This is a genomic window from Hydrogenophaga sp. PBL-H3 (assembly GCF_010104355.1).
Taxonomy (GTDB): Bacteria; Pseudomonadota; Gammaproteobacteria; order Burkholderiales; family Burkholderiaceae_C; genus Hydrogenophaga.
Genome location: NZ_CP044972.1, coordinates 2995115 through 3020433, shown reverse-complemented (window position 1 = coordinate 3020433; position 25319 = coordinate 2995115). Strand labels below are relative to the sequence as shown.

General features: G+C 66.0%; 23 protein-coding genes and 2 riboswitches. Of the genes, 7 read left to right on the top strand and 16 right to left on the bottom strand.

Annotation, left to right across the window (positions count from 1 at the left end):
• The first annotated feature begins 133 nt into the window (after window positions 1–133).
• Complete coding sequence (locus F9Z44_RS13945) at window positions 134–790, top strand: glutathione S-transferase (RefSeq protein ID WP_159607101.1); 657 nt, start codon at window positions 134–136, stop codon at window positions 788–790.
• A gap of 179 nt (window positions 791–969) precedes the next feature.
• On the opposite strand, the gene F9Z44_RS13940 is transcribed toward F9Z44_RS13945, so the two are convergent.
• A complete protein-coding gene (locus tag F9Z44_RS13940; protein ID WP_159607099.1) occupies window positions 970–1392 on the bottom strand; it encodes a cupin domain-containing protein in 423 nt (140 codons plus the stop codon).
• Between the two features lie 163 nt (window positions 1393–1555).
• Between F9Z44_RS13940 and aroC the strand changes: the two genes are divergently transcribed.
• The 4 genes from aroC to F9Z44_RS13920 all read left to right on the top strand — a co-directional run bounded on the left by aroC (window position 1556) and on the right by F9Z44_RS13920 (window position 5992).
• A complete protein-coding gene (aroC, locus tag F9Z44_RS13935) occupies window positions 1556–2656 on the top strand; it encodes a chorismate synthase (RefSeq protein WP_159607097.1) in 1101 nt (366 codons plus the stop codon).
• A gap of 139 nt (window positions 2657–2795) precedes the next feature.
• Complete coding sequence (locus tag F9Z44_RS13930; RefSeq protein ID WP_236574135.1) at window positions 2796–3971, top strand: MFS transporter; 1176 nt, start codon at window positions 2796–2798, stop codon at window positions 3969–3971.
• Window positions 3972–4161: 190 nt separating this feature from the next.
• The gene (locus F9Z44_RS13925; RefSeq protein WP_159607095.1) at window positions 4162–5076 is read left to right on the top strand and encodes a 4-hydroxyphenylpyruvate dioxygenase; all 915 of its coding nucleotides are present in this window, start codon (window positions 4162–4164) and stop codon (window positions 5074–5076) included.
• Between the two features lie 4 nt (window positions 5077–5080).
• Window positions 5081–5992 carry a sugar phosphate isomerase/epimerase family protein gene (locus F9Z44_RS13920; RefSeq protein WP_159607093.1) on the top strand — a complete coding sequence of 304 codons (912 nt, stop codon included), beginning with the start codon at window positions 5081–5083 and terminating at the stop codon, window positions 5990–5992.
• Window positions 5993–6015: 23 nt separating this feature from the next.
• Here the strand turns inward: F9Z44_RS13920 and F9Z44_RS13915 are convergent, their stop codons facing one another.
• From F9Z44_RS13915 to F9Z44_RS13880, 8 genes are all read right to left on the bottom strand, one after another.
• Window positions 6016–6885 (bottom strand): DMT family transporter, encoded by an 870-nt coding sequence (locus tag F9Z44_RS13915; RefSeq protein WP_236574133.1) that lies wholly within the window; start codon window positions 6883–6885, stop codon window positions 6016–6018.
• Window positions 6886–6892: 7 nt separating this feature from the next.
• Entirely contained in the window at window positions 6893–7726 is an 834-nt protein-coding gene (locus F9Z44_RS13910) for a shikimate dehydrogenase family protein (RefSeq protein ID WP_159607091.1), read from the bottom strand.
• Between the two features lie 31 nt (window positions 7727–7757).
• Window positions 7758–8204, bottom strand: a complete 447-nt coding sequence (gene aroQ, locus F9Z44_RS13905) for a type II 3-dehydroquinate dehydratase (protein ID WP_159607089.1) — start codon at window positions 8202–8204, stop codon at window positions 7758–7760.
• A gap of 101 nt (window positions 8205–8305) precedes the next feature.
• Window positions 8306–9307: a TRAP transporter substrate-binding protein gene (locus F9Z44_RS13900; protein WP_159607087.1), complete on the bottom strand. Its 1002-nt coding sequence runs from the start codon at window positions 9305–9307 to the stop codon at window positions 8306–8308.
• A gap of 92 nt (window positions 9308–9399) precedes the next feature.
• Complete coding sequence (locus tag F9Z44_RS13895) at window positions 9400–10683, bottom strand: TRAP transporter large permease subunit (protein ID WP_159607085.1); 1284 nt, start codon at window positions 10681–10683, stop codon at window positions 9400–9402.
• A gap of 18 nt (window positions 10684–10701) precedes the next feature.
• Window positions 10702–11235 carry a TRAP transporter small permease gene (locus F9Z44_RS13890; RefSeq protein WP_159607083.1) on the bottom strand — a complete coding sequence of 178 codons (534 nt, stop codon included), beginning with the start codon at window positions 11233–11235 and terminating at the stop codon, window positions 10702–10704.
• A 120-nt stretch (window positions 11236–11355) separates the two neighbouring features.
• A complete protein-coding gene (locus tag F9Z44_RS13885) occupies window positions 11356–12036 on the bottom strand; it encodes a TetR/AcrR family transcriptional regulator (RefSeq protein WP_159607081.1) in 681 nt (226 codons plus the stop codon).
• 34 nt (window positions 12037–12070) lie between these two features.
• Window positions 12071–12961 carry a DMT family transporter gene (locus tag F9Z44_RS13880; RefSeq protein ID WP_159607079.1) on the bottom strand — a complete coding sequence of 297 codons (891 nt, stop codon included), beginning with the start codon at window positions 12959–12961 and terminating at the stop codon, window positions 12071–12073.
• Window positions 12962–13145: 184 nt separating this feature from the next.
• On the opposite strand from F9Z44_RS13880, the gene F9Z44_RS13875 reads away from it, so the two are divergent.
• The gene (locus tag F9Z44_RS13875; protein ID WP_159607077.1) at window positions 13146–14195 is read left to right on the top strand and encodes an SGNH/GDSL hydrolase family protein; all 1050 of its coding nucleotides are present in this window, start codon (window positions 13146–13148) and stop codon (window positions 14193–14195) included.
• Here F9Z44_RS13875 and aroE read toward each other — a convergent pair.
• Complete coding sequence (aroE, locus tag F9Z44_RS13870; RefSeq protein WP_159607075.1) at window positions 14176–14997, bottom strand: shikimate dehydrogenase; 822 nt, start codon at window positions 14995–14997, stop codon at window positions 14176–14178. The genes F9Z44_RS13875 and aroE overlap by 20 nt on opposite strands.
• A 100-nt stretch (window positions 14998–15097) precedes the next feature.
• Here aroE and F9Z44_RS13865 point away from each other — a divergent pair, with 100 nt between their 5' ends.
• A complete protein-coding gene (locus tag F9Z44_RS13865) occupies window positions 15098–15757 on the top strand; it encodes a DsbA family oxidoreductase (RefSeq protein ID WP_159607073.1) in 660 nt (219 codons plus the stop codon).
• Between the two features lie 57 nt (window positions 15758–15814).
• On the opposite strand, the gene F9Z44_RS13860 is transcribed toward F9Z44_RS13865, so the two are convergent.
• From F9Z44_RS13860 to F9Z44_RS13835, 6 genes are all read right to left on the bottom strand, one after another.
• The gene (locus F9Z44_RS13860) at window positions 15815–17743 is read right to left on the bottom strand and encodes a B12-binding domain-containing radical SAM protein (RefSeq protein ID WP_159607071.1); all 1929 of its coding nucleotides are present in this window, start codon (window positions 17741–17743) and stop codon (window positions 15815–15817) included.
• Window positions 17744–18062: 319 nt separating this feature from the next.
• The gene (gcvP, locus tag F9Z44_RS13855; RefSeq protein ID WP_159607069.1) at window positions 18063–20960 is read right to left on the bottom strand and encodes an aminomethyl-transferring glycine dehydrogenase; all 2898 of its coding nucleotides are present in this window, start codon (window positions 20958–20960) and stop codon (window positions 18063–18065) included.
• Between the two features lie 21 nt (window positions 20961–20981).
• Complete coding sequence (gcvH, locus tag F9Z44_RS13850) at window positions 20982–21353, bottom strand: glycine cleavage system protein GcvH (RefSeq protein WP_159607067.1); 372 nt, start codon at window positions 21351–21353, stop codon at window positions 20982–20984.
• Between the two features lie 105 nt (window positions 21354–21458).
• Window positions 21459–22532, bottom strand: coding sequence for a glycine cleavage system aminomethyltransferase GcvT (gene gcvT / locus F9Z44_RS13845; protein ID WP_236574366.1), 1074 nt, complete (start codon window positions 22530–22532; stop codon window positions 21459–21461).
• Window positions 22533–22653: 121 nt separating this feature from the next.
• Window positions 22654–22758: riboswitch (glycine riboswitch) on the bottom strand.
• Between the two features lie 12 nt (window positions 22759–22770).
• Window positions 22771–22872: riboswitch (glycine riboswitch) on the bottom strand.
• A 30-nt stretch (window positions 22873–22902) separates the two neighbouring features.
• Window positions 22903–23415, bottom strand: a complete 513-nt coding sequence (locus F9Z44_RS13840; protein WP_159607063.1) for a hypothetical protein — start codon at window positions 23413–23415, stop codon at window positions 22903–22905.
• A 129-nt stretch (window positions 23416–23544) separates the two neighbouring features.
• Window positions 23545–25230: an electron transfer flavoprotein-ubiquinone oxidoreductase gene (locus F9Z44_RS13835; RefSeq protein WP_159607061.1), complete on the bottom strand. Its 1686-nt coding sequence runs from the start codon at window positions 25228–25230 to the stop codon at window positions 23545–23547.
• Between the last annotated feature and the right edge of the window lie 89 nt (window positions 25231–25319).

Below are 25319 nucleotides of genomic sequence, written 5' to 3'. Positions count from 1 at the left end.
GTGTGAAATCCTGAAACAACGTCAACGGGTGCAGGCAAGTAACGCGCCAGCCGCTGCCGCACCGCCCCGGTGCGCAGCCGAGCACTTTTGTGGCACAGCCCTTGCTCAGAGCAGGGTCAACGAGGAGCAAGTCATGACCACCACGGTACTCACGATCAGCAGCAAGAACTACGGTGCCTGGGCCTTGCGGGGCTGGCTGATGGCGCGGCTGGCCAAGCTGGAGTTCACCGAGAAAGTCATTTCCCCCGACGACCCGGCCATGAAGGCCGAGATGCTGTTGCTCTCGGCCTCCATGCGGGTGCCGGCGCTGGAGCACCAAGGGATTCACGTGTGGGACACGCTGGCCATTGGCGAATACCTCAACGAGATCAAGCCCAAGGCGGGCCTGTTGCCGGCCGACCGCGCGGCACGCGCGCACTGCCGGGCCATCTGTGGCGAGATGCATTCGGGCTTCAGTTCCATGCGTTCGTCGTTGCCGATGAACATCAAGGCCCACTTCCCGAACTTCAAACTCTGGTCGCGCGCGCAGACGGACATCGACCGCATCGAGGCGATCTGGATGGAGTGTCTGGAGACCTACGGCGGCCCTTACCTGTTTGGCGCCAAGCCCTGCATGGCGGACGCGATGTTTGCGCCGGTGGTCACGCGTTTCATCACCTACGGGGTGGCGATCGACGAGGTGTGTGTGGCGTATTGCGACACCATCATGGCGTTGCCGGCGATGAAGGAGTGGGTGGCGGCTGCGGAGGCTGAACCGGATGACATCGATGAACTCGACGCTGAGTTCTGAGGTGGTTGTGTTCGTGGCGTTGTAAGCGGCCACCTCGCGCTGGATCGGGCACCCGGGCGTTCTGCTCCGCGAATGTCCTCCGGCGGCTGGTGCCGCCTCCCCCTTGATTTCGCTGAGCAGAGCGCCCAGGCGCCCGATCCTCCACGGGAGGTTGGCCAACCATCTCCGACCGCGAAAACCTAAACCCAAGGGGTTGGCTTCGGAATCTCACAAACCGGCTCAACATCGATGGTCTTGAAGTCCGCTGGAGACACGATTTCCAGGTACTCCATGTCCGGCGAATAGTCGAACAGGTAGTGGCGAATCCCTGGGCGCTGGTGCACGCAGTCGCCGGCTTCGACCAGCGTCACCTGGTCTTCATACATGAACTTCGCCCAGCCTTTGATCATGATCACGATCTGGAAGTCCGCCTCGTGCCGGTGCCAGCCCGTACCTTCCTCGGGTGGCAGGTTGGCCTTGACCAGGTGCGCGATCACCTGGCCGTGGGTGGCTGCGGCGATGCCGAGGTCGCGGTAGAGGAAAAAGTCCCTCAGTCCGCCAGCGGCGTAAGGGTTGTCGGCGCCTTTGACGTGCGAAAACAGGGTGCTGGTGCGGTCGAGCATGGAAAGCTCCTTTCTGGGGCTGCGCAACAACGATTTGCTGCACTGCAGCGCAAAGCACGAAATGTTCCTGTGGCCCGGGGGCGCCCAGGCATGGCATTCGGAGCAAATCGCGCACCAGACTGGCCCACCGATGCACCAGCGGGCCTCGGGGATAATCCAGCGCATGAGCGGCAACACCTTCGGCACCCTGTTTTGCGTCACCAACTTTGGTGAATCCCACGGCCCGGCCATTGGCTGCGTGATCGACGGCTGTCCGCCGGGCATGGAGCTCAGCGAGGCCGACATCCAGGTCGAGCTGGACCGACGCCGCCCGGGCACCAGCAAATTCGTCACCCAACGCAACGAGCCCGACGCGGTGGAGATCCTCAGTGGCGTGTATGAAGGCAAGACCACCGGCACACCCATCGCCCTGTTGATCCGCAACACCGACCAGCGCAGCAAGGACTACGGCAACATCGCCCAGACCTTCCGCCCCGGCCACGCCGACTACACCTACTGGCAGAAATACGGCATCCGCGACCCACGCGGTGGCGGGCGCAGCTCGGCCCGCCTGACCGCGCCCACGGTGGCTGCCGGTGCGGTGGCGCGCAAGTGGTTGAAAGAGCGGTATGGCACCACCTTCCGGGGTTGCATGACGCAGGTGGGCGACGTGGTCGTGCCCTTCGAGAGCTGGGACCACGTGCCCCACAACCCGTTCTTCGCGCCCGTGGCCGACGTGTCCGCGATCGAGGATTACATGAACGCGCTGCGCAAGAGCGGCGACTCGTGTGGCGCGCGCATCCGCGTCACCGCGCAGGGCATGCCCGTGGGCCTGGGCCAGCCGCTGTACGACCGGCTCGATGCCGACATCGCCTACGCCATGCTCGGCCTCAACGCGGTCAAGGGCGTGGAGATCGGCGCCGGGTTTGCCAGCGTGAGCGACAAGGGCAGCACGCACGGCGACAGCCTCACGCCCGAAGGCTTTGCGGCCAACAAAGCCGGCGGCGTGCTGGGCGGCATCAGCACCGGACAAGACCTGGAGGTGTCGATCGCGATCAAGCCGACCAGCTCGATCCTGATCCCGCGCGAGACCATCGACGTGGCGGGTGCGCCCACCGAGATCATCACCAAAGGTCGCCACGACCCCTGCGTGGGCATTCGCGCCACGCCGATTGCCGAAGCGCTGCTGGCGCTGGTGGTGATGGACCACGCGCTGCGCCACCGCGCGCAGTGTGGTGACGTGCAACTGCCCACACCCGACATCGCGGCCAAAGCGCGCGGGTGAGCCACAACCCGTTCGGGCTTAGCCTGTCGAAGCCCTCGCCAACATTGCCAGAGCGTTTCGACAAGCTCAACGCGAACGGATGTTTTTCCAAGCGTCCTGAGCCTGTCAAAGGGCAAGCTCAGGGCGAACGGGAACTCTTGTGAGCCAGAAAAAACAGCTGTTGCCGTTTGCCATGCTGAGCGCGAGCTACTTCGCGCACATCGGCTTCTTCAACCCCTACCTCCCGCTCTGGCTCAAGGAGCTCGGGTTCAGCTTGCTGGCCATCAGCGTGTTGACCTCGGTGCAGTCGGCCTCGCGCCTGTTCGCGCCCTACCTGTGGGGTTCGCTGAGCGACCGCACCGGCGAGCGTGTGCGGCTGCTGCGCTATGGCGCCACGGTGGCCCTGCTGCTGTCCACGGGCTTGTGGTTCGACCTCGGCGGGGTGGGCCTCTTCGTGGTGCTGCTGCTGATGTTCACCCACACCAGCGGCATGATGCCCATGAGCGAAGCCGCGCTGGCGCACCTGGTGAGCCACGGCGGCGCGTTTGATGCCCGGCGCTATGGCCGCATCCGCCTGTGGGGCTCGCTGGGGTTTCTGGTGACGGTGGTGGCCGCGGGGCTCTGGTTCGAGCGGTTCGGCCTGGTGCACTTTCCCGCCTGGACGCTGGCCACGCTGGCGGCCGTGACGCTCAGCGTGTGGCTGCTGCCCGACTTTCGCGAACCCGCGCACACCGACGAGACGCAGCCCAGCGTGTGGCCGGTGTTGCGCCAGCCGCAGGTGCGCTGGTTCTTCGCTGCGGTGTTCTTCCATGTGCTGGCGCACATCTTCATCTACGTCTTCTTCTCGCTCTACCTGGACTCACTGGGCTACAGCAAGACGGTGATCGGCCTGCTGTGGGCGCTGTCGGTGGTGATCGAGATCGGCTGGTTCTTCACCCAGGGCCGCTGGTTGCCGCGGCTCTCGCTCTCGGCCTGGCTGGTGCTGGCCGCCGCACTCATGGCCCTGCGCATGGGGCTCACGGCCGGCTTCCCTCTGGTGTGGCCGCTGCTGCTGGTGGCCCAGGCCCTGCACGCCATCACCTTCGCCGCGCACCACACGGTGTGTATCGCCATGCTCTCGCACCATTTCCCGGGTCGCTTGCGCGGGCGCGGTCAGGCGCTCTACACCGTGGTGGGCTATGGGTTGCCCGGTGTGGTGAGCGGTGTGGCTGGCGGCTTGCTCAGTTCGGTCTTCGGGCTGGCCAGCGTGTTCTGGTTGTCTGCGCTGGTGGCGTTGGCGGCGACCGGCTGCGCCCTGCAGGCGCGCAGGCTGGCGCACCGCCAGATGCCAATCTGAGTCCGCACAAGAATCACGCAAGGCTCGTGCAGCCTTCAGAAATCGATCAAATGCATGCGAACATTGCAGCGTTGGCAGTGTCGCCTCTGCAGGCAGCGAGCGCGGCAGTCCATCGGTTGCGAAGAAGGTCGGGATTGGTCCACACCATCCCTGTCTTGACGCCTTGTTTACTGTTTCCGGAGTTGTCGAGATGAGTGATTTCCTGCTCACCCCCCCCGAAGGCCGCGAGCCCTTGCAAGCCTCTTTCAGCGATATCGCCAACCCGCTGGGCCTGGACGGCATCGAGTTCATTGAGTACACCACCAACAAGCCGCAGTCGCTGGGCCAGGTGCTGGAGACGATGGGCTTTCGCCCAGTGGCGCGGCACCGCTCGCGCGAGGTGCTGCTGTACCGCCAGGGAGGGCTCAACATTGTTGTCAATGCCCACCCTGTGGATGCGATGGGCGCCAGCCACGGCAGCGATGTGCCGGCGATTGCGGCCATGGCGCTGCGCGTGCGCGATGCGCGTGCCGCCTACCAATACGTGCTGGAGCGCGGTGCCTGGTCGGTGCCCACGCATCCCGAGGTGATGGAGCTGAACATTCCGGCCATTCATGGCGCTGGCGGCAGCCGCATCTACTTCGTCGACCGGTACAAAGAGTTCTCGATCTACGACGTGGACTTCGTGCCCATCCCTTCGGTGGATCAGCGCCCGCCCGCCACTGCGGGCATCCACTTCTTCGGCATCGTGCAATACATTGGCCCGGGACGCAGCAACGACTGGATTGCGTTCTACAACGATCTCTTCGGCACCGAGCTCATCCCCGATGAGCAGCGCTTCGGCATCATGCCCAAGGGCACGTTGCTGCGCACGCCGGCGCTCGACCCGAATCAGCGCTTCATGCTGCAGTTGATCGAGCCCGAGGTGAATGTGGTTGACGTTGACGAGCGCCTGCAGCGCATCGGCCTGGGCGTGCCGGATGTGCTGGTCGCGGTGAAGGCGCTGCGCGCTCTGGGCGTGGAGTTCGTCGAAACCGAGGCGGCGCACACCGAACGGCGTGGCGCCATCAGCAAGACCTACCTCGGCTCGGTGGTGTTCGAGCTGGTTCACAGTGAAAAGGAATGAGGCCATGAGCCCGAACCGCGCTGCGATCGAAGCCATCAGCGGCTTCGGCATGGACACCATCACCCTGGCTGGCCCGCTGGAGGCCAAGCTCGCTGCCATGAAGAATGCCGGCTTCTCGCAGGTGATGCTCAAGGCCAACGACCTGGTGGGGCATCCCGGTGGCCTGGGTGCGGCGGTGCAGGCCGTCAAGGACAGCGGCCTGCGCGGCACAGGCTTTCAGGTGCTGCGCGACTTCGAGGGCCTCTCGGGCCACCTGCACCACTACAAGGTCGACATCGCCAAGAGCATGCTCGAGATGTGTGCCGCGCTGGACTGCAAGGTGCTGCTGGCCTGCTCGTCGACCTCGGCGCACGCCTCGCAGGACCTCGACCACATCGCTCGCGACCTGCGCAAGCTCGCCATGCTGGCGATTCCGTTTGGCATCCGCATCGCTTATGAAGGCCTTTCGTGGGGTCGCACGATCAACGAGTTCACCACCGCCTGGGACGTGGTCTGCCGCGCCGACTGCCCCAACCTCGGGCTGGGCATCGACTCGTTCCACATCTTCGCCGCCAAGACCTCGCTGGAGGAGATCGACTACCTGGATCCGTCCAAGATCTTCCTGGTGCAGCTGGCCGACTTCATGTGGCAGGAAACCCGCACCTTCGAGGAACGCATGACCACCGCGCGCACCTTTCGCGTGTTTCCCGGTGAAGGCGTGCACAGCGAGCAACTGGTCGAACTCGTGCTCAAGCTCGATGCGCTGGGCTACGAGGGCGACTACAGCTTCGAGGTCTTCAACGACGACTACCAGCAGATGCCGCTGCCGGTGGTGGCCGAACGCGCGCGCCGCTCGGCGCTCTGGCTGGCCGAGGATGTGATGCACCGCTCGATGCCCTTGCCCAACCGGATGCGCCTGAAAACCTCGCGGGGCTGAGATCGGCCTGGGCGCGACGGGGCTCAGCCCCGCTTTGCCCGCACGCCCAGTCCGCCGCACAGCGCGATGAGCGCGATGCCCGCGATCGAGCAGGCGTCGGGCGCGTGGCCAAAGACCATCCAGCCCGCCAGCGTGGCAAACGCGATCTGGGCGTACAGGTAGGGCGTGAGGCGCGAGGCTGGTGCGTGGTGGTAGGCCTGGATCAGCATGTAGTGGCCAACCGAACCAAACACCCCCAGCAGGCCCGCGAGCGCCCACAGCCGCCAGTCGGCCATGGGTGCCCAGGCCCAGGGCAGCACCAGCGAGCAGCAGACCAAGCCGAGCAGCCCGGTGTAGAAATGCATGGTGCCGGGGTCTTCGGTGCGCACCATGCGGCTGGTCAGGATCTGGTAGGCGGCATTGACGAGCACCAGCAGCAAGGGCAGCAGCATGGCGCCACGGAAGTCGGCTCCTTGTGGGCGGATGACGATCAGCGCGCCGGCCAGGCCGCCGGCCACCAGCGCCCAGCTCAACGCGGGCACGTGTTCGCGCAGCAGCAGCGCAGCCAGCAGCGTGACCACCAGCGGCACCAGCATCATGATGGCGGTGAACTCGCCCACCGGCACATGGCGCAGGCTGATGAAGGCCACCACGCTGGAGCCCACCATCAACACCCCGCGGCCCAGGTGCCAGCCCGGTGCCCGGGTGTGCAGCAGACTGCGCCCGCGCTGCGGCCACAGCAGTGCCGTGGTCATCGCGGTCTGGGTGACATAGCGCAGCCACACGGCCATGACCACCGGCACGACGGGGCCCACGTATTGCGATGTGGTGTCGAGCAGGGCGAAGCACAGCGTGGCGCCAACGACCAGTGCGATGCCCAGGGCGGGGTGCTGCGTTGCAGCGCGGTCGCTCACGCCGGCTTCAGTAGCTCAGCCTCGCCACCGAGCGCAACACCTCGGCGCTTGTGGTGGGCAGACCGAAAAACTCAAGGTAGGCCGGGATCTGCTCGAACAGCATGTCCGAGCCCACCTGGACCCGGCAACCCCGGGCCTGCGCGGCCGCCAGGAAGGCGGTCATCTCGGTCTTCATCACCACCTCGCCGACGAAGGTACGGGCCTCCAGGCGCGAGACATCCATGGGCAGCGCATCGCCCTCGTTCATGCCCATGGGCGTGGCGTTGACCACCAGGTCGAAGCCGGCCGGGTCGTTGCTGCCGGTGCTCACCTCGATCCGCGGGTAGTTGGCCTTCAGGCGCTGAGCGAGCGCATCGGCCGACGAGGAGTTGACGTCGTACAGCGCGATGGCGCCGATACCGGCGCCTGCCAGCGAAGCGGCGATGGCACAGCCCACACCGCCGCTGCCCACCACCAGCACGCGCGCACCTTGCAACTCCAGCCCCTTGCGCTGCACCCCGCGCACGAAGCCCGCGCCGTCGAACATGTCGCCCACCAGGCGGCCGTCGGCACTGCGCTTGACGGCGTTGCAGGCACCGGCCACCTTCACTGTGGGCGTGACCTCGTCGAGCAGACCGACCGTGACCACCTTGTGCGGCATGGTGATCAGCGCACCCCGGATGTTGGTGAGCGCAAAGACCGATTTCAGGAACGCCGGGTAGTCCGGCGACTGGCAGCCCATCGGCACCACCACCACGTTCACGCCCACATGCTCGAAGTAGGGGTTGTAGATCATCGGCGACTTGAAGGTGTGTGTCGGATAGCCGATGTGGGCGATGAGCTCGGTGGTGCCGTTGATCATGGTGGGTGGGTATTCGGGGGAACGAGGGACGTCAGGCCTGTTTGGCGCGCACGAGGTTCACGGCCGTGCGCAACCCCAGCAGGTAGCTGTCGACACCGAAACCCGCGATCTGGCCCTGCGCGATCTCGGCCAGCACCGAGTGGTGGCGGAAGGCTTCGCGGGCATGGATGTTGGACATGTGCACCTCGACGATCGGGCAGGTCAGGATCGCGAGCGCATCGCGGATGCCGTAGCTGTAGTGCGTCCAGGCGCCAGCGTTGATCAGCACCGCGTCCACCTTGTCCAGGTAAGCCTGGTGAATGCGCTCGCACAGGGCGCCTTCAAAGTTGGTCTGGAAGTTCTGTACCTCCACACCGAGCTCCTTGCCCAGCGCATCGACCTGCGCGTTGATCTGGTCGAGGGTGATCGTGCCGTACTGCTTGGGGTCACGCTTGCCGAACATGTTGAGGTTGATGCCGTGCAGCATGAGAACGTTCATCGGTGCTCCAGAAGTTGGGGGTGTTGAAAGGGATCGGGCTCTGGCCTTCGCATGCGTTCGCCAGCGGGAATCCGTCCCCGCGCGGCGGCGCTGCGGAATGTTTATTTGCTGCGCACCTTGGCCAGTTCGGCCTGCAGGCTCTGCATGGTCTCCTGACCCACGGCCACCGAGTACTTGGCGATCACCGGGCGCAGGCGATCGCGCAGTTTGTCGGTCTCGGCCGCCGAGAGTTCGGTCACCTGCATGCCGCCTTTTTTCATGTTGTCCAGCGCGGCCGCAACTTGTCCGCGTGCCTGCTCGCGCTGGTACTTCGCGGCTTCCGTGGCCGCGTCGGCAATGATTTTTTTCTGGGCCGCGTCCAGCGTGTCCCAGAACTTCTTGCTGATGATCACCGACTGCGGGTTGTACTGGTGGTTGCTCAGCACCACGTGCTTCTGCACCTCGTAAAACTTGTTCGCGTTGATCACGGTGATCGGGTTTTCCTGACCGTCAATGGCCTTTTGCTCCAGCGCGGCGTAAACCTCGGGGAAGGGCAGGGGCGTGGGGTTGGCGCCCAGGGCCTTGACCCAGTCCACGTTGATCGGGTTGGGGATCACGCGCAGCTTGAGACCATCCAGGTCTTCCAGTCGGGTGATGGGGCGCTTGCTGTTGGTGATGTTGCGAAAGCCCAGCTCGAAATAGGCCAGACCGATCAGTCCCTTCTCCTGGAGCTTGTCGTGCAGCTTCTTGCCGAACGGGCCGTCGACCACGGCATCGGCTTCCTTCGAGTTGGCGAACATGAACGGGAAGTCGTAGATCGCGAATTCCTTGACCTGGGCCGCGAAGATGCCCGAGTTCATCGAAGACATCTCCAGCGTGCCACCCTGGATGGCCGAGACGTTGGCCTGGTCGCTGCCCAGCGTGCCGCCTGGGAAGAGGTTGACCTTGATCTTGCCGCCCGACTTGGCCGCGACGATCTCGGCGAACTTCTCCATGCCCATCACGATGGGGTGGCCCTTGGGGTTCTGGGTCGCAAACTTGATGGTCTTGTCCTGCGCGTGGACGGCACCGAAGGCGGCCACGGCAAGCGCTGCGACGAGGGTTTTGAGCATCAGGCGTTTCATGGTGTCTCCAAAGAATGGGTAGGCAGTGCGCTGGGACCGAAAGCCACGGCCCGTGGCGCACCACGCACAGGCCGTGTGAGGGAGAGAGGAGTTCAGTTGCCGATCAGCCAGCGCGCCGGCACCATGACCAGCGACGGGAACAGAACCATCAGGAACATCACCGCGAACTGCACCAGCATGAACGGCATCACGCCGCGCGTGACGTCGTCCATGCGCATGCGGCCCACGCCGGCCACGGTGTTGAGCACGGTGCCCACGGGCGGTGTGACCAGGCCAATGGAGTTGTTGATGATGAACAGCACCCCGAAGTACACCGGGTCGATGCCGGCGGCCTTGACGAGAGGCATCAGCACGGGGGTGAGGATCAGGATGGTCGGCGTCATGTCCATCGCCGTGCCGACGATGATGACCAGCACCATGATGGCCATCATCAGCAGCGTCGGGCTGTCCAGCAGCGGCTGCAGCAGCGTGACGATCTGGTCGGGCAACTGGGCCACGGTGATCAGCCAGGCCGAGACCATCGCCGCTGCCACCAGGAACATGATCACAGCCGTGGTCTTGGTGGCGTTGAGGAACACCTCGTACAGCTGCTTGAGCGTGAGTTCGCGGTAGATGACGCCGGCCACGAACAGCGCGTAGACGGCGGCCACCACGGCCGCTTCGGTCGGTGTGAACACACCCATGCGCAGACCCACCAGGATGATCAGCGGCAGCATCAGCGCCCAGCCCGCGCTGCGCATGGCGGACATCACCTCGCCCACGGTCTTGCGCGGTGGTGGCTCCAGCACCTCGCTGCGCGTGGTCCACCACCAGGTGGCCCACAGGCCGGCGGCCAGCAGGATGCCGGGGAAGATGCCCGCGAGGAACAGCTTGGAAATCGACACGTTGCCCGCGACGCCGAAGATCACGAAGCCGATGGAGGGCGGGATGATGGGGCCGATCACGCCGCACGCCGCGATCAGGCCACCGCTGCGGGCCTTGTTGTGTCCGGCGTGCACCATCATCGGCAGCAGCAGGGCCGTCAGCGCGGCCGCGTCGGCCACGGCCGAGCCGGACAAGGCCGAGAGCAGGCAGGCCGCGACGATGGTCACGTAGCCCAGGCCGCCGCGCACATGGCCCACCAGCGCCATTGCGAAGTTCACGATGCGGCGCGACAGGCCACCGGTGTTCATGATCTCGCCAGCCAGCATGAAGAAAGGCACGGCCAGCAGGGGAAAGCTGTTGGAACCTTCGATCAGGTTCTGCGCGAGGATCTGCGCATCGAACATGCCGAGGTGCCACATCAGGGCAACACCGGTCAGCAGCAGGGAGAAAGCGATGGGGACGCCGATGGCCATGGAGGCCAGCAGGGCACCGAGGAAGACAGCAATGGTCATGGTGGTTCTGCCTGTGGTTCAGGGGCGCGGATTGGCGAGCGGCTCTTCTTCGGATTCGCGGATGCCGATGAGTTCGCTCTCGCTCAGCTGGCCTGTGAGCAGGCGCCACAGGTGCAACAGCAAGACCGGTGCGCCCAACAGCGCGAACGCCATGCCGCTGGCGTAGAAATAGCCCATGGAGGTCTCCATCACCGCGCTGGTGGAGTCCCAGTTGATCTTCACCTGCTCCCAGGCACCCTGGTAGATCAGCCAGCACACGAAGAGCATCAGCGCCAGGCTCGCCCCCAGGCAGAGCTTGCGACCGGCCACCGGCAGGCGCGCGATCAGCGAGTCGGTGCCGAGGTGGGCGCGTTCGTTGAGCGCCACCACGCCACCGAGGAAGGTCATCCACACAAAGAGCCAGCGAGACAGTTCTTCGGACAGGGTGATGCCGGAGTTGAAGCCGTAGCGCATCACCACGTTGCCAAACACCATGATCACCATCAAGGCGAGGAAAAGCACCATCAGCCATGACAGCAGCTGGCAGTACTTGTCGATGAGTTTCTGGATCATTGTTGTCTCCTGAGTCGTTCGAGACGTTAATGTACGAACTGGTTAGTTTTTATAGATTGGTATTTACCCTAGTGTCCGCCGCCGGCCGTCGGCCCGCTTTCTGGCCCGCCCTGCCAGGGCTCAGGCGCGCACGAAACGCACCACCATCTCGGTGATGCTGGCGCGGCGCTGGGCGGCGATCGCCGGGTCGGTCAGGTCGCGCTTGAAGATCAGGCCGAAGGTGTGGCGGTTGGACACGTTGAAGAACGTCAGCGCCGAGATCGAGGCGTGGATGTCGATCGGGTCGAGCCCCGGGCGGAAGTCGCCCGAGGCCACGCCGCGCTCGTAGAGCTGGCGAATGGCCGAGATGGCGGGCACGTTGAGCTGCTGGATGCTCTGGCTTTGTGCCAGGAACTGGCCCCGGTTCATGTTTTCCGAGATCACCAGCCGGATGTAGTTTTCGTGGCTGACGTGGTGGTCGAAGGTGAACTCGACCAGCCGGCGCAGCGCGGCCTCGGGCGGCAGGTCCTCCAGGTGCTGCTGGCTTTCGATTTCCCGCATTCGTCGGTACGACTCCTCAAGAGCCGCCAGATAGAGGCCTTCCTTGCTCTCGAAGTAGTAGTAGATCATGCGCTTGCTGGTCTGCGTGGCGGCTGCGATCTCGTCGATGCGCGCGCCCGCCAGCCCCTTTTCCGCAAACTCCGCCATGGCCACTTCCAGGATGTTGGCCATGGTCCGCTCCGGGTCGTTGGTGCGGGAGGTCTCCTTCACGGGTGCTGCGCCGCGCGCGGCTCGCCGCCTGGAATGTACCGTTTCGTTCATTTGCGCAGTATAGGGTCCGCGCGAGGCTTGCGGATCAGGGCACGGTGGCCTGCACGCCACCGCGGCGCAGTGGGTTGAAGCCAGTGACCAGCGCCGTGGCCAGCAGCACCAGCGCACCGCCGGCAAAGATGCCGGTGGACAGGGACTCACCCAGAAACAGGTGGCCCCAGGTCACGCCAAACACAGGGATCAGGAAAGCCGGGCTCATGGCCGCCACTGGCGTGACGTGGCGGATGATCCGCAGGTGCGCCCAATAGGCCAGGCCCGAGGTGACGACACCCATGACCAGCAGAGCACCAACGGCGGTGGGCGTGAAGCTGGCCTGCGGCCAGGCCCACAGCGCACCCGGGAACACCAGCACCAGGGCCGCGAAATGAATGCCTGCCGCGATGGCCAGCGGTTGCATGCGGGTGGTGGCGCGTTTCATGAGCGGCGTGGAGCATCCATAGCAGGCCGCCGCCAGGATGCAGGCCAGTGCCGCGCCGATGGTGCCGGCGTCCGGCCGCACCGGGCCCAACCGCACGATGAGACCCACGCCGATGAAACCGCAGAGGCAGCCCAGCAGCTTGCGCGCGGTGAGCGTGTCTTCCTTGAACCAGGCAGAAGCCAGCGTGCCGAACAGCACCGCCGTGGTGTTGAGCAGGGCGCTGTAGCCCGCTGGCAGGCGCAGTGCAGCCCAGGCGTAGAGCAGGAACGGCGCGGCCACCGAGAGCGCGCCCAGCAGCAACAGTTCGCGCCAGTGTTCCCATGGCCAGCGCTGCTTCAGGCCCCGCATGATGAGGGCCAGGGTGAGGCCGGCCAGCGCCACGCGGCAACCCGCCAGCACCATCGGCCCGATCACGGGGCTGGCGATGCGGATGAACAGGAAGGACGCGCCCCAGAGGGCGGAGAGGCCCACGAGCTGGGCGAAGTGGCGTGTGTGCACTGCGCCATTGTGCGGTGCGTCATGGTGACGCCCGGTGTCCACGCTGTCGCGGGCAGGACTCGTGAGCGCTCAAGCGACCGCAATGCCCAGGCTTCCATGGACTGCACGAGGGTTTGTACGGTGTCGTCGTGGCGAGCACGCTGTGATCCTGCGTGTTCACAACAATCTTCCAGGGAGTCACGCCATGAGCTTCAAACGCTTCCAGTCCGGCTTGCGCGCCTTTTTGATGCCCGCGCTGTTGGCCGCGTCGGTGTCGGTCCACGCCGGCTCGTTTTCCGGCATCTTTGTGTTCGGTGACAGCCTGTCGGACACCGGCAACCTGAGCCTGGTCACGGCGGGCAGCGCCGACCCGCAGCCCAACCCGACCCAGCCCTATGACGGAGGGCGCTTCTCCAATGGGCCGCTGTGGGTGGAAGGCCTGGCTTCGGGCCTGGGACTGGCCGGTCAGGCCAATCCTTTCCTGTTGGGGGGCAACAACTTTGCGTTCGCCGGCGCCCGCACCGGCACCTCTGACAGCCCGCCCGGTGTGCTGGCGCAGGCCTTCGGCATCTGGGGGGGCGGCCTGGCGCCCAATCCTCTGCGCGCCGACCCCGATGCGCTCTATGTGGTGGTGGGCGGGGGCAACGACATGCGTGACGCACGCCTGGCCTTCACTGGCGACACGGCGGCCGATGTGCTCGGTCGGCAGACCGCGGCCGCCCAAGCCATCGATGGCCTGGCCCAGACCATCGCCTACCTGGCGGCCAGCGGTGCCCGCCACGTGCTGATCGCCAGCCTGCCCGACCTGGGCAACACGCCCGAGGCGGCGCTGCTGGGTCTCAAAGCCGCTTCCAGCGACGCGTCCCAGCACTTCAACGCGCTGGTGCCCCTGCTGTTTGGCCTGGAGTCGATCTTCGCCGGTCTGAACATCGAGTTGCTCGACATGGCCGGCATCGCCAGCAACGTGCTGGCCAACGCAAGCGACTTCGGCGTCACCAACACCGACCTGCCCTGCGGCACCTTCCTCTACAGCGCGGGTGCGGACTGCGCGACCTCGCTTTTCTCCGATGTGCTGCACCCGTCAGCCTTCGTGCACGGCCTGTTCGCTCAGGCCGCGCTGGGGATCTATGGCGTGCCGGTCCCTGGCACGCTGGCGCTCATGGTGTTGGCGCTGCTGGTGCTGGTGGGTGTGCAGCGCAACCGCGCGGGCCGCGGCAGCGTGATGGTGGCCGGGCTCAGGCCAGTGGCACGGTGAGCTGCTGAATCACCGGTGGTGTTTCGGGCCGCACGCCGCGCCACCAGGCAAAGGCTTCGGCGGCCTGTTCCACCAGCATGCCCACGCCGTCGGCCACGGTGCTCACCCCTGCGGCCCGGGCCTGCCTCAGAAACGGCGTGAGGCCCTTGCCGTAGACCATGTCGTAGGCCACTGCACCGGGTGCGAACAGGCCCGGCGGCAAGGGCAGGGCGTCGCCACTGAGCCCGGCCGAGGTGGCGTTGATCACGATGTCGAAGGTCTGGCCGGTGAGGTCGTCGTAACCGCCGGTCTGCAAGGCTGCGTGACCAGCGAAATCGCGCCGCAGCTCGTGGGCCTTGTCGGCCGTGCGGTTGGCCACCGCGAGCAGCGCCGGCGCCTGGCCCGCCAAGGGCAGGATGGCCCCGCGCGTGGCGCCGCCAGCACCCAGCAGCAGCACGCGTTTGCCCTTGATCGGGCAGCCCAGGTTGCGCTGCAGATCGTTCACCAGGCCCACGCCGTCGAAGTTGTCGGCCAGGATGCTTTCCCCCTCGAACTTGAGGCAGTTGGCCGCGCCGGCCAGGCGGGCACGCTCGCTCGGCTGGGTGGCGATCTGAAACGCCTGCAGCTTGAAGGGCAGGCTCACGTTGAGCCCGCGCCCGCCGCCGGCACGAAAGCCCAGCACGGTCTCATCGAAGCCGTCCAGCGGGGTCTCGATGGCGGTGTAGCCGATGTCCTGGCCGGTGGCCTGGGCAAACAGACTGTGAATCAGGGGCGACTTGCTGTGGCCAATGGGGTTGCCGAGGACGGCGTAGCGGTCGGTCATGGAGTTGCGGTGTTGAGGAATGCGCCGAGGGTTGTGCGGCGATTGTGGCGCAAGCCCCTGCGGCGTTTGCGGTCAAGGGCCACGGCCTACCATCGCGTCCATGACCACATCCCTCAAGATTGATTTTGTGTCCGACGTGTCCTGCCCCTGGTGCGCCGTCGGGCTGGGCGCGCTCGAAGAAGCGCTGGGCAAGCTGCGGGGCGAGGTGTCGGCCGAGCTGCACTTTCAGCCGTTTGAACTCAACCCGAAGATGGGCGCTGAGGGCCAGGACATCGGCGAGCACCTGACGCAGAAATACGGCTCCACCGCCGAGCAGCAGGTGCAGATACGCGAGACCATCCGCGCGCGCGGCGCAGAGGTGGGCTTTGAATTCAACCGCAACGGCCGCGGCCGCATCTGGAACACCTTTGACGCGCACCGCCTGCTGCACTGGGCCGAGCTTGAGGGCGCGCCGGGGCAGCAACACGCGCTGAAGAAGGCGCTGCTGGCGGCCTGCCACACACGTTCTGAGGCCATGGGTGATCACGGTGTGCTGCTCGGCTGTGTGCGCGAGGTGGGCCTGGATGAAGCGCGGGCTGGGGCCATTCTGGCAAACGACGAGTTTGCGCAGGCTGTAAGGGAGCGCGAGGGCTTTTACACCAGCGTCGGCATCCATTCGGTGCCCGCGGTGATCGTCAACGACCGGCACCTGATTTCGGGTGGGCAGCCGGCGGCGGTGTTCGAGCAGGCGCTGCGGCAGATTGCTTCTGAAATGGCTTGATGGGCAGGCGGGCCCTCACCCCCGCCCTCTCCCATGGGGAGAGGGAGTGGAGGCACGTTAGGCCGGCTGTGTGAGTGCTTTCGCGATGCGGTTCCTGCCCACGGTGGTCTTGGGCACCTTGCCCGGCAAGTGGCTGAACCAGGCGCGCACGTCTTCATCGAGCCCGATGCCGTGCATGTAGTTGTAGATCGCCTTGCGCAGGCCGATGCCCAGGGCTTCGTGGTCCACGCCGCTGGGGTCGATGAAGCCGATGTCGTTCTTGGCAAACGTGACCGGGGGCAGCGGGATCAGTTCGATGCCGTAGGCGGCGGGGTCCAGGCCCACGGGTGAGTGCACGGTGCACGAAAACCGATGGAAGAAGCCGCTCTGGATGCAGCCGTTTTCGAACAGCTGGCGCACGTATTCGAGCGCGTCCACCGTGTCCTGCACGGTCTGCGTGGGAAAGCCGTACATGAGGTAGGCGTGCACCAGGATGCCGGCGTCGGAGAAGCCCTTGGTCACGCGCGCTACCTGTTCCACCGACACGCCTTTTTTCATCAGCGTGAGCAGGCGGTCGGAGGCCACTTCGAGCCCGCCGCTCATCGCTATGCAGCCGCTGTCGGCGAGCAATTGGCAGAGCTCGGGCGTGAAGGTTTTTTCAAACCGGATGTTGCCCCACCACGAGATGGGTAGCTGCCGGCTGATGAGCTCGTTGGCCAGCGCTTTCAAGGCCTTGGGTGGTGCCGCCTCGTCCACGAAATGAAACCCGGTCTGGCCGGTCTCGTTGACGATGGCCTCGATGCGATCCGCCAGCGTGGCGGCCGATGCGGTCTCGTAGCGGCTGATGTAGTCCAGGCTCACGTCGCAGAAGCTGCACTTCTTCCAGTAGCAGCCGTGCGCCACGGTGAGCTTGTTCCAGCGCCCGTCGCTCCAGAGCCGGTGCATGGGGTTGAGCATGTCGAGCAGGCTGAGATACCGGTCCAGCGGCAGGCCGTCCCAGGTGGGCGTGCCCACCTCTTCGAACGGCACTTCGGGCTCGACGAAGTTGATGTAGCGCACGGTGTCTTCTTCGCGCACAAAGGTTCTCACCAGGCGCTGCTTGGATCGTTTGCGCTGCAGGTACTCCATCAACGCCAGCAAGGGACGCTCGCCCGAATCGAGCGTCACAAAATCGACCAGGTCGAACAGGCGGGGCTCGGCCAGTTCGCGCAGCTCGGTGTTCACAAAGCCGCCACCGAGCGCGATGGTGATGTGCGGGTTCTGCGCCTTGATGGTCTGCGCGATGCGCAGCGCGGCATAGAGCGCGCCGGGGAAGGGCACCGAGAGCAGTACCAGGTCGGGCTTGTGCTGCGACAGCGTGGCCAGCGTGAGCGTGTGCAGCAATTCGTCCACCAGCGTGAAGGGCGCGGCGAGTGCGGCGGCCATGGGCTCGAAGGTGGGCTGGCTGCTGGCGAGCGACTCGGCGTAGCGCACGAAGGCAAAACGCTCGTCCACGGCGTCGCGCAACACGTCGGCGAGGTCGTTGAGGTAGAGCGTGGCGATGTGGCGCGCCTTGTCCTGCACGCCCAGCGCACCGAAAGCCCAGGCCAGCGGGTCGCCGCCTTCTTCGCTCAGCGCCGCGTCCACGTACACCTCCAGCGCGGCAAAGCGCGGGCCTTCGGGCAGCAGCTCGCGCGCGGCGATGCGGTGCGCCAGGGTCGAGTCGCGTCCCTGCAGGAAGGCGATGACCAGGCCGATGGTGGCGCGGTAGCGGGCGAACTGGTCGAGGAAGGCGTGCACGCTGGCCGAGCGCTGTGCTTCAGGTTGCGCCATCGCATGGCTGCGCACGGACTCCAGCCCGGCCGGTGAAAACAGCTTGAGCACCAGCGCCAGCGCCAGGTCGGCCTGCACCGCATCGACCCCGCGCGAGCGCAGGAAGCCGGTGATGTAGGCGGTGGAGGGGTAGGGCGTGTTGAGCTGCGTCATCGGGGGGATGAGGCTCAGCACGCGCATTGGTGGCGTGTTCATGGTGTCGCTTCAGGGAAGCCTCGATTGTGAGGCTTGGGGTCTTCCCTGCGGGGCGGCGGGGTTGGTGCTTTGAGGTTTCACTCATAGACCTCGCGCCAGGACGGTGGAGCACCACCGTGTGCGCGCAACCATTGCACTGGGGCGGGTGGTTTGGGTCAGGCGGACGCTGGCCTCATTCGCGGTTGCCACAGAGGTCGAGCGCCCGCCCGGTGTTGAGAAAGCGGTGCCTGCAAACCCGGGCAGACACCCGCGAGCAGCCAGCGTCCGAATGGCCCGGACCACCCGACCTCACCCACCAAGCAGGCGTGAAATCAAAAAATCAAGCCGAGTAGTCAGACAAAGGAACGCAGCTGCAGAACAGATTCCGATCCCCATAGACGTTGTCCACCCGGCCCACCGGCGGCCAGTACTTGGCGTGCGCCCGGGTCGAGGTGCTCGCCGCACCCACGTCTCGTGCGTAGGGGTGTGACCAGTCGGCCGTCATGAGGCTTGCAGCCGTGTGTGGCGCGTTCTTCAGCGGGTTGTCGTCCTGCGGCCAGGTGCCGGCTTCCACGAGCCGGATCTCTTCGCGGATCGCGATCATCGCGTCGATGAAACGGTCCAGCTCTTCCAGCGTCTCGCTCTCGGTGGGTTCGACCATCAGCGTGTTGGCCACCGGGAAGGACAGCGTGGGCGCGTGGAAACCGTAGTCCATCAGGCGCTTGGCCACGTCCTCGGCCATCACGCCGCTGGTGTCCTTGAAGTGGCGCAGGTCCAGGATGCACTCGTGCGCCACATGCCCGTTGGCGCTCGCGTAGAGCGTAGGGTAGTGGGGTGCGAGCCGCTTGCTGATGTAGTTGGCCGCGAGGATGGCGGCTTCGGTGGCGTGCTTCAGGCCGTCGGCGCCCATCATGCGGATGTACATCCAGCTGATCGGCAACACCGCCGCGTTGCCCAGCGGCGCTGCGGAAATGGCGCCCACGCCGTTGACCGGCAGGCCGCCCGTGGCGTGCCCCGGCAGGAAGGGCACGAGGTCCTCGACCACGCACACCGGGCCCACGCCCGGGCCGCCACCGCCGTGGGGGATGCAGAAGGTCTTGTGCAGGTTGAGGTGGCTCACGTCGCCGCCAAATTCGCCCGGTGCGGCCACGCCGACCAGCGCGTTCATGTTGGCGCCGTCCACGTACACACGCCCGCCATGCCGGTGCACCAGCGCGCAGAGTTCCTTGACCGTGGTTTCAAACACGCCGTGCGTGCTGGGGTAGGTGATCATCACCGCGGCCAGGTTGGCGCTGTGCTGTTCGCACTTGGCTTGCAGGTCGGCCATGTCCACGTTGCCGTTCTCGTCGCACTTGGTCACCACCACTTGCATGCCTACCATCTGCGCGCTCGCCGGGTTGGTGCCGTGCGCGCTGCTGGGGATCAGGCAGATGTTGCGGTGGCTCTCGCCGCGCGAGGCGTGGTACGCCTGGATCACCAGCAGGCCGGCGTATTCACCCTGCGAGCCGGCGTTGGGCTGCAGGCTGATGCCGGCGTAGCCCGTGGCCTGGCAGAGCCAGGCGCGCAGCTGTTCGTCGAGCTTTTTGTAGCCGAGCAACTGACCGGCCGGCGCAAACGGGTGCACGTTGGCAAAGCCCGGCCAGGTGATGGGAATCATCTCGCTGGTGGCGTTGAGCTTCATGGTGCACGAGCCCAGCGGGATCATGCTGCGGTCCAGCGCCAGGTCCTTGTCGGACAGCGCGCGGATGTAGCGCAGCATGCCGGTCTCACTGTGGTGGCTGTGGAACACCGGGTGCGTGAGGTAGGCGCTGGTGCGGCGCTGCTCGGCGGGAATGCGCGGCTCGATGCCTTTTTCGAACGCGGCAAAGCCGGGCAGGCTCTGGCCCTGCAGCGCGAACACCGCCCACAGCTTTTCGATGTCCTCGCGCGTGGTGGTCTCGTCCAGAGTGACGCCCACGTACTCACCCCAGGAGAGGCGCAGGTTCATGCCGGCGGCCACTGCGCGCTGGAGCAGCGTTGCGGCGCGGTCACCTGCTTTGAAGGTCAGGGTGTCGAAGGCGCTGTCGCTGGTTGGCGTCCAGCCCAGTTGCTCCAGACCGTTGGCGAGCACCGCGGTGTAAGCGGCCACGCGCTGCGCGATGCGTTTCAAGCCCGCCGGGCCGTGGTACACGGCGTACATGCTGGCCACCACCGCCGGCAACACCTGCGCTGTGCAGATGTTGGACGTGGCCTTCTCGCGGCGGATGTGCTGCTCGCGCGTCTGCAGCGCAAGGCGGTAGGTGGGGTTGCCGTGGGTGTCCACGCTCACGCCCACCAGGCGGCCGGGCAGCGAGCGTTTGAATTCGTCGCGACAGGCCATGAAGGCGGCGTGGGGGCCGCCCGCGCCCATGGGCATGCCGAAGCGCTGGGTGGTGCCCACCACGATGTCGGCGCCCCATTCGCCGGGTGGCGTGATGAGGGTGAGCGCTAGCAGGTCGGCCGCGGCGATGAAGGCCGCGCCCTTGCCTTGCACGGTCTTCACATCGGCGGCCAGGTCTTCAATGCGGCCACTGGTGCTGGGGTACTGCGCGAGCACTCCGAAGTAGCCGTCGCCAGCCAGCGCTGCGTCCCACTCGGCGGCGGAGTTCGCCACCAGCACGGTGATGCCCAGCGGCGCTGCACGCGTCTGCACCACCTCGATGGTCTGCGGATGGCAGTCGCCGGCCACCACGAACGTGTGACCCTTGCTCTTCACGGAACGCTTGGCCAGCGTCATGGCTTCGGCGGCGGCCGTGGCTTCGTCGAGCATGGAGGCGTTGGCAATCGCCATGCCCGTGAGGTCGCACACCATGGTCTGGAAGTTGACCAGCGCCTCCATGCGGCCCTGCGAAATCTCGGCCTGGTAGGGCGTGTAGGCGGTGTACCAGGCGGGGTTCTCCAGCACGTTGCGCAGAATCACGCCGGGCGTGTGGGTGCCGTGGTAGCCCTGCCCGATGAAGCTCTTGAGCAACTGGTTCTGCTCGGCAATCGCCTTGAGTTCGGCCAGTGCGGCCGCTTCGGTGATGGCGGGGGGCAGTTGCATTCCCTGGCTGCGCGCGATGCTGCGCGGCACGATGCCGTCGATCAACGCGCGGCGCGAGGCCTCGCCGATGACCGAGAGCATCAGCGCTTCGTCGGCTTCGCCGATGCCGATGTGGCGGGCCACGAACTCGGACGGATTCTCGAGTTCATCCAGGGGTTTGACAGACGGCATCAGCATGGAAGGCTCCGGCGGCAGGGATCAGGCGTTGGCGGAAAAAGCGTTGTAGGCGGTCTCGTCGAGCAAGGCGTCCACCTGTGCCGGGTCGGACAGCTTGACCTTGAAGAACCAGCCGCTCTTGAGCGGGTCGCTGTTGGCCAGCGATGGGTCGGCGCGCAGCGCTTCGTTGACCTCGGTCACTTCGCCGCTGATGGGCATGTACACGTCGGCCGCGGCTTTGACGGACTCGACCACGCCGGCCACGTCCTTCTGCGCGAAGGTCTTGCCCACCTCGGGCAGGTCGACGAACACCACATCGCCCAGCGCGTCCTGCGCGTGCACGGTGATGCCGACGGTGGCGATGTCGCCTTCAACGCTGATCCATTCGTGGTCTTCGGTGTACTTGGTGGTCATGGTTTCTCCAGGTTGAAATGAATCGGTTTCCGTTCGCCCTGAGCTTGTCGAAGGGCATCCAACGGTGGTGAAGGCTTCGACAGGCTCAGCCCGAACGGGTGTGGTTCAGCCGCGGAAATAGCGGTTGGGTACAAAAGGCATGGCGCTCACTTCCATGGGCACCGGCTTGCCACGGACCATGGCGTGCAGGCGTGTGCCCAAGGCTGCGTGCGCAGGGCTCACATAACCCATGGCCACGGGTTGGTCGGCGCTCGGGCCCAGCAGGCCGCTGGTGACTTCGCCAATGGTCTCGCCGCTGGTGGTTTGCAGTTCGGTGTGGTCGCGCACGGGGATGCGCTCGAGCGCGATCAGGCCCACGCGCTTGCGGGCCAGCGGCGCTGTGCCGTCGAGCTGGGCGAGCACGCGGGCCGCGCCCGGGAAACCGCCTGCGCGCGCGCCACCGGTGCGGCGCACCTTCTGCATGGCCCAGTTGAGCGCGGCTTCCACCGGCGTGGTGGTGGTGTCGATGTCGTGGCCGTAGAGGCACAGGCCGGCTTCCAGGCGCAGCGAGTTGCGCGCGCCCAGGCCCACCGGCTTCACCTCGGGCTCGGCCAGCAAGGCGCGGGCAAAAGCCTCGGCCCGATCGCCCGGCACCGAGATCTCGAAGCCGTCTTCGCCGGTGTAGCCGCTGCGGGTGATGAAGAGGTCGGTGCCTTGCCAGGTGAATGCTCCGCCGGTCATGAAGACCAGCTTGTCCACACCGGGCACGAGGCGCTGAAGCGCCGTTGCGGCAAGGGGGCCTTGCAGCGCGAGCAGACCACGGTCGAATTGCGGCTCGACGGTGCAGCGGCCGCCGATGCGATCAACGATGTGGGTCAGGTCGCCGTGTTTGCACGCGCCGTTGACGATGACGAAGATGTCGCCACCGTTTGCGATGTTCCGGTTCACGAACATCAGGTCGTCGATGATGCCGCCCTCGTCGTTGAGCAGGAGGCCGTAGCGCTGCTTGCCCACAGCGAGATCGATCACATCCACCGGCATCAGCGACTCGAAGGCCGCCGCGGCATCAGCCCCGATCAGTCGCAGCTGGCCCATGTGCGACACATCGAACAGGCCAGCTGCCGCGCGTGTGTGGTGGTGCTCGGCCATCAGGCCTGCGGGGTACTGCACCGGCATGCTGTAGCCGGCAAACGGCACCATGCGGGCGCCGAGTTCGTTGTGCAGTGCGTGCAGCGGGGTCTTGAGGAGATCGGTGTCGGACACGGAGGGCTCGCAGGCAAAAGGGGCAGGCCCCGGTGGGGCGGAACACGGTTCATCCGTGCGCTGCCCCGCTGTCCGCTCTACCTGAGAGATTCACGCGGGCGATGCCGCGTTTGCTCCTTCGGTGGATCGCCTCGGTGAGCGACCTCTCTCCAGGGGGGTACACCGGCCTTGCGGCCCGTGTTTGCCAGTCCTTTTGCCTGAGCGTTCAGGGCCACGTGGGTGACCTCCTGCGCCTTCGGCGGCCACCTCTCGGGCGGCGCTCTCCTGACCCGGCCGAGTGTATCCGACGGCATCCGGAAAAGGCAGTTCAGGCGTTTTCCAGGGCCGATTCGGGCAACAACTTGGCCAGCCGCTCGCTGATGGCGTCGGCCCGGCCGGCGCCGGCCATGCGCTCGATGGCGACCAGCATCTCACGGCTCACCGCCAGCATGGCGGCGGCATCGCGGGCTTCGCGCAGCGCGTCGCGAAAGTGCAGGGCCAGGGCCTTGTCGCGCGGGGCGAACATGCGTTCGCTGAGGTCGAACAGGAACATGCGGGCACTGGCGAGCGACCGTGGCCCCGAGAAGGCGTCGACCGAGCCCTTGGTTGCAACGGGCTCGGGCGGTGGTGGCGCGACCGGGGCGGGCGGGGCTTCGTCGACGATGTAGCCGTTGGCCAGCAGGTTGCGCACGATGTCGGCGCCCAGGCCGCCAAAAAGGGCTTGCAGCGAGGCGGTGGCCTTGCGGCCGTCGGCCACCAGCAGCACGGCTCGCTCGCGCTGGCCCAGGGTGCGTTGGCCGGGCTGCAGTTCGGCTCGGCCCTTGTCGGTCTTGTTCAGCATGGTGTGGCGGGATGTGAAGACACAAGCCCGCACTGTGGTCATGCCATGTGACGGAACAGTGAAACCAGGACGTGAAAAAGCCGCCCGCAGGCGGCCTTCAGTGCGAATGCCTGATGAGCGTGACTTCGCTCACATGCCCGCGTAGTTGGGCCCGCCACCGCCCTCTGGCGTGACCCAGACGATGTTCTGGGTCGGGTCCTTGATGTCGCAGGTCTTGCAGTGCACGCAGTTCTGCGCGTTGATCTGCAGGCGGTCGGTGTTGTCGTCGTTTTTCACGAACTCGTACACACCGGCCGGGCAATAGCGGCTCTCGGGGCCGGCGTACTTGGCCAGGTTGATCTGCACCGGCACGCTGTCGTTCTTGAGCGTGAGGTGCGCCGGCTGGTTCTCCTCGTGGTTGGTGTTGCTCACGAACACGCTGGAGAGCCGGTCGAAGGTGATCTTGTTGTCGGGCTTGGGGTAGCTGATCTTCGGCATCTCGGCAGCCGGGCGCAGCTTCAGGTGGTCGGGCGTGCTGTTGTGCAGCGTCCAGGGCGGCGTCTTCACGCCCACCTTGGGCAGGAACCAGTGCTCCACACCGGTCATGAGCTTGCCCAGCAGCGGGCTCTTCTTGAACCAGTTCTTGAAGTTGCGGTAGGTCCAGAGCTCTTCATGCAACCAGCTTTTCTCGAAACGCTGGGTGAAGCCGACAAGCTCGTCGCTCTGGCGGCCGGCGGCCACCGCTTCAAACGCAGCTTCGGCGCAGAGCATGCCGCTCTTGATGGCGGCGTGGCTGCCCTTGATGCGCGCGGCATTCAAAAAGCCCGCGTTGCAACCCACCATGGCGCCACCCGGGAACACCAGCTTGGGCAAGGCCTGCGGCGTGCCGTTGTTCAGCGCGCGCGCGCCATAGCCCAGGCGCTTGCCGCCGGCAATGTGGGCCTGGATGCTGGGGTGGGTCTTCCAGCGCTGCATTTCTTCGAACGGCGACATCCAGGGGTTCTGGTAGTCCAGGCCGACCACCAGGCCCAGCGTGACCTTGTTGCCTTCGAGGTGGTAGAGGAAACCGCCGCCGAAGGTGTCGGCATCCATGGGCCAGCCGGCGGTGTGCACCACCAGACCGGGCTTGGCTTTGTCTGCGGGGATTTCCCACAGTTCCTTGATGCCGATGGCGAAGGTCTGCGCGTCCTTGCCCTCAGCCAGCTTGTACTTGGCGATCAGTTGTTTGCCCAGGTGCCCGCGCGCGCCTTCGGCGAACACCGTGTATCTGGCGTGCAGTTCCATGCCGAGCTGGAAGTGGCCGGTGGGCTCACCGTCCTTGCCCAGGCCCAGGTGGCCGGTGGCCACGCCCTTCACCGAACCGTCGTCGTTGTAGAGCACTTCGGCGGCGGTGAAGCCAGGGAAAATTTCCACGCCCAGCGCCTCGGCCTGTTCGCCCAGCCACTTGGTGACGGCGCCCAGGCTGATCACGTAACAGCCATCGTTGTGGAAGTTGCGTGGCATCAGCCAGTCGGGCGTGCGGGTGGCGCCGGTTTCGGAGAGCACCAGCAAATCATCGCCTGTCACGGGCTGGTGCAGCGGGGCGCCGCGCTCTTTCCAGTCGGGGAACAGTTCGGTGATGGCGATCGGGTCCATCACCGCGCCGCTCAAGATATGCGCGCCGGGCTCGGAGCCTTTTTCCAGCACGCACACATTGATCTCGCTGCCTTTCTCGGTGGCCAGCTGTTTCAGGCGGATGGCGGTGGCCAGGCCTGCCGGGCCGCCGCCGACCACGACCACGTCGTATTCCATGGCTTCGCGGGGGCCGAACTGGGCCAACAATTCATCGTGGGTCATCGGGGGGTCTCGCAGATAATGATTTTTGAGAAGGCGCTGAGTGTGCCTTGCGTGTCACTCGACAGACAGCATTTTATGCGGCACCCGCA

Coding starts and splice junctions, on each gene's coding strand:
- F9Z44_RS13900 (WP_159607087.1), bottom strand. CDS start 9,307: ATGAAACGCCTGATGCTCAAAACCCTCGTCGCAGCGCTTGCCGTGGCC.
- F9Z44_RS13860 (WP_159607071.1), bottom strand. CDS start 17,743: ATGAACACGCCACCAATGCGCGTGCTGAGCCTCATCCCCCCGATGACG.
- gcvH (WP_159607067.1), bottom strand. CDS start 21,353: ATGACCACCAAGTACACCGAAGACCACGAATGGATCAGCGTTGAAGGC.
- F9Z44_RS13910 (WP_159607091.1), bottom strand. CDS start 7,726: ATGATCAACGGCACCACCGAGCTCATCGCCCACATCGGCTATCCGACA.
- aroE (WP_159607075.1), bottom strand. CDS start 14,997: ATGACCGACCGCTACGCCGTCCTCGGCAACCCCATTGGCCACAGCAAG.
- F9Z44_RS13895 (WP_159607085.1), bottom strand. CDS start 10,683: ATGACCATTGCTGTCTTCCTCGGTGCCCTGCTGGCCTCCATGGCCATC.
- aroC (WP_159607097.1), top strand. CDS start 1,556: ATGAGCGGCAACACCTTCGGCACCCTGTTTTGCGTCACCAACTTTGGT.
- aroQ (WP_159607089.1), bottom strand. CDS start 8,204: ATGAACGTTCTCATGCTGCACGGCATCAACCTCAACATGTTCGGCAAG.
- F9Z44_RS13945 (WP_159607101.1), top strand. CDS start 134: ATGACCACCACGGTACTCACGATCAGCAGCAAGAACTACGGTGCCTGG.
- F9Z44_RS13920 (WP_159607093.1), top strand. CDS start 5,081: ATGAGCCCGAACCGCGCTGCGATCGAAGCCATCAGCGGCTTCGGCATG.
- F9Z44_RS13885 (WP_159607081.1), bottom strand. CDS start 12,036: ATGAACGAAACGGTACATTCCAGGCGGCGAGCCGCGCGCGGCGCAGCA.
- F9Z44_RS13865 (WP_159607073.1), top strand. CDS start 15,098: ATGACCACATCCCTCAAGATTGATTTTGTGTCCGACGTGTCCTGCCCC.
- F9Z44_RS13925 (WP_159607095.1), top strand. CDS start 4,162: ATGAGTGATTTCCTGCTCACCCCCCCCGAAGGCCGCGAGCCCTTGCAA.
- F9Z44_RS13940 (WP_159607099.1), bottom strand. CDS start 1,392: ATGCTCGACCGCACCAGCACCCTGTTTTCGCACGTCAAAGGCGCCGAC.
- F9Z44_RS13835 (WP_159607061.1), bottom strand. CDS start 25,230: ATGACCCACGATGAATTGTTGGCCCAGTTCGGCCCCCGCGAAGCCATG.
- gcvP (WP_159607069.1), bottom strand. CDS start 20,960: ATGCTGATGCCGTCTGTCAAACCCCTGGATGAACTCGAGAATCCGTCC.
- F9Z44_RS13890 (WP_159607083.1), bottom strand. CDS start 11,235: ATGATCCAGAAACTCATCGACAAGTACTGCCAGCTGCTGTCATGGCTG.
- gcvT (WP_236574366.1), bottom strand. CDS start 22,532: ATGGTGCCGTTTGCCGGCTACAGCATGCCGGTGCAGTACCCCGCAGGC.
- F9Z44_RS13875 (WP_159607077.1), top strand. CDS start 13,146: ATGAGCTTCAAACGCTTCCAGTCCGGCTTGCGCGCCTTTTTGATGCCC.
- F9Z44_RS13840 (WP_159607063.1), bottom strand. CDS start 23,415: ATGCTGAACAAGACCGACAAGGGCCGAGCCGAACTGCAGCCCGGCCAA.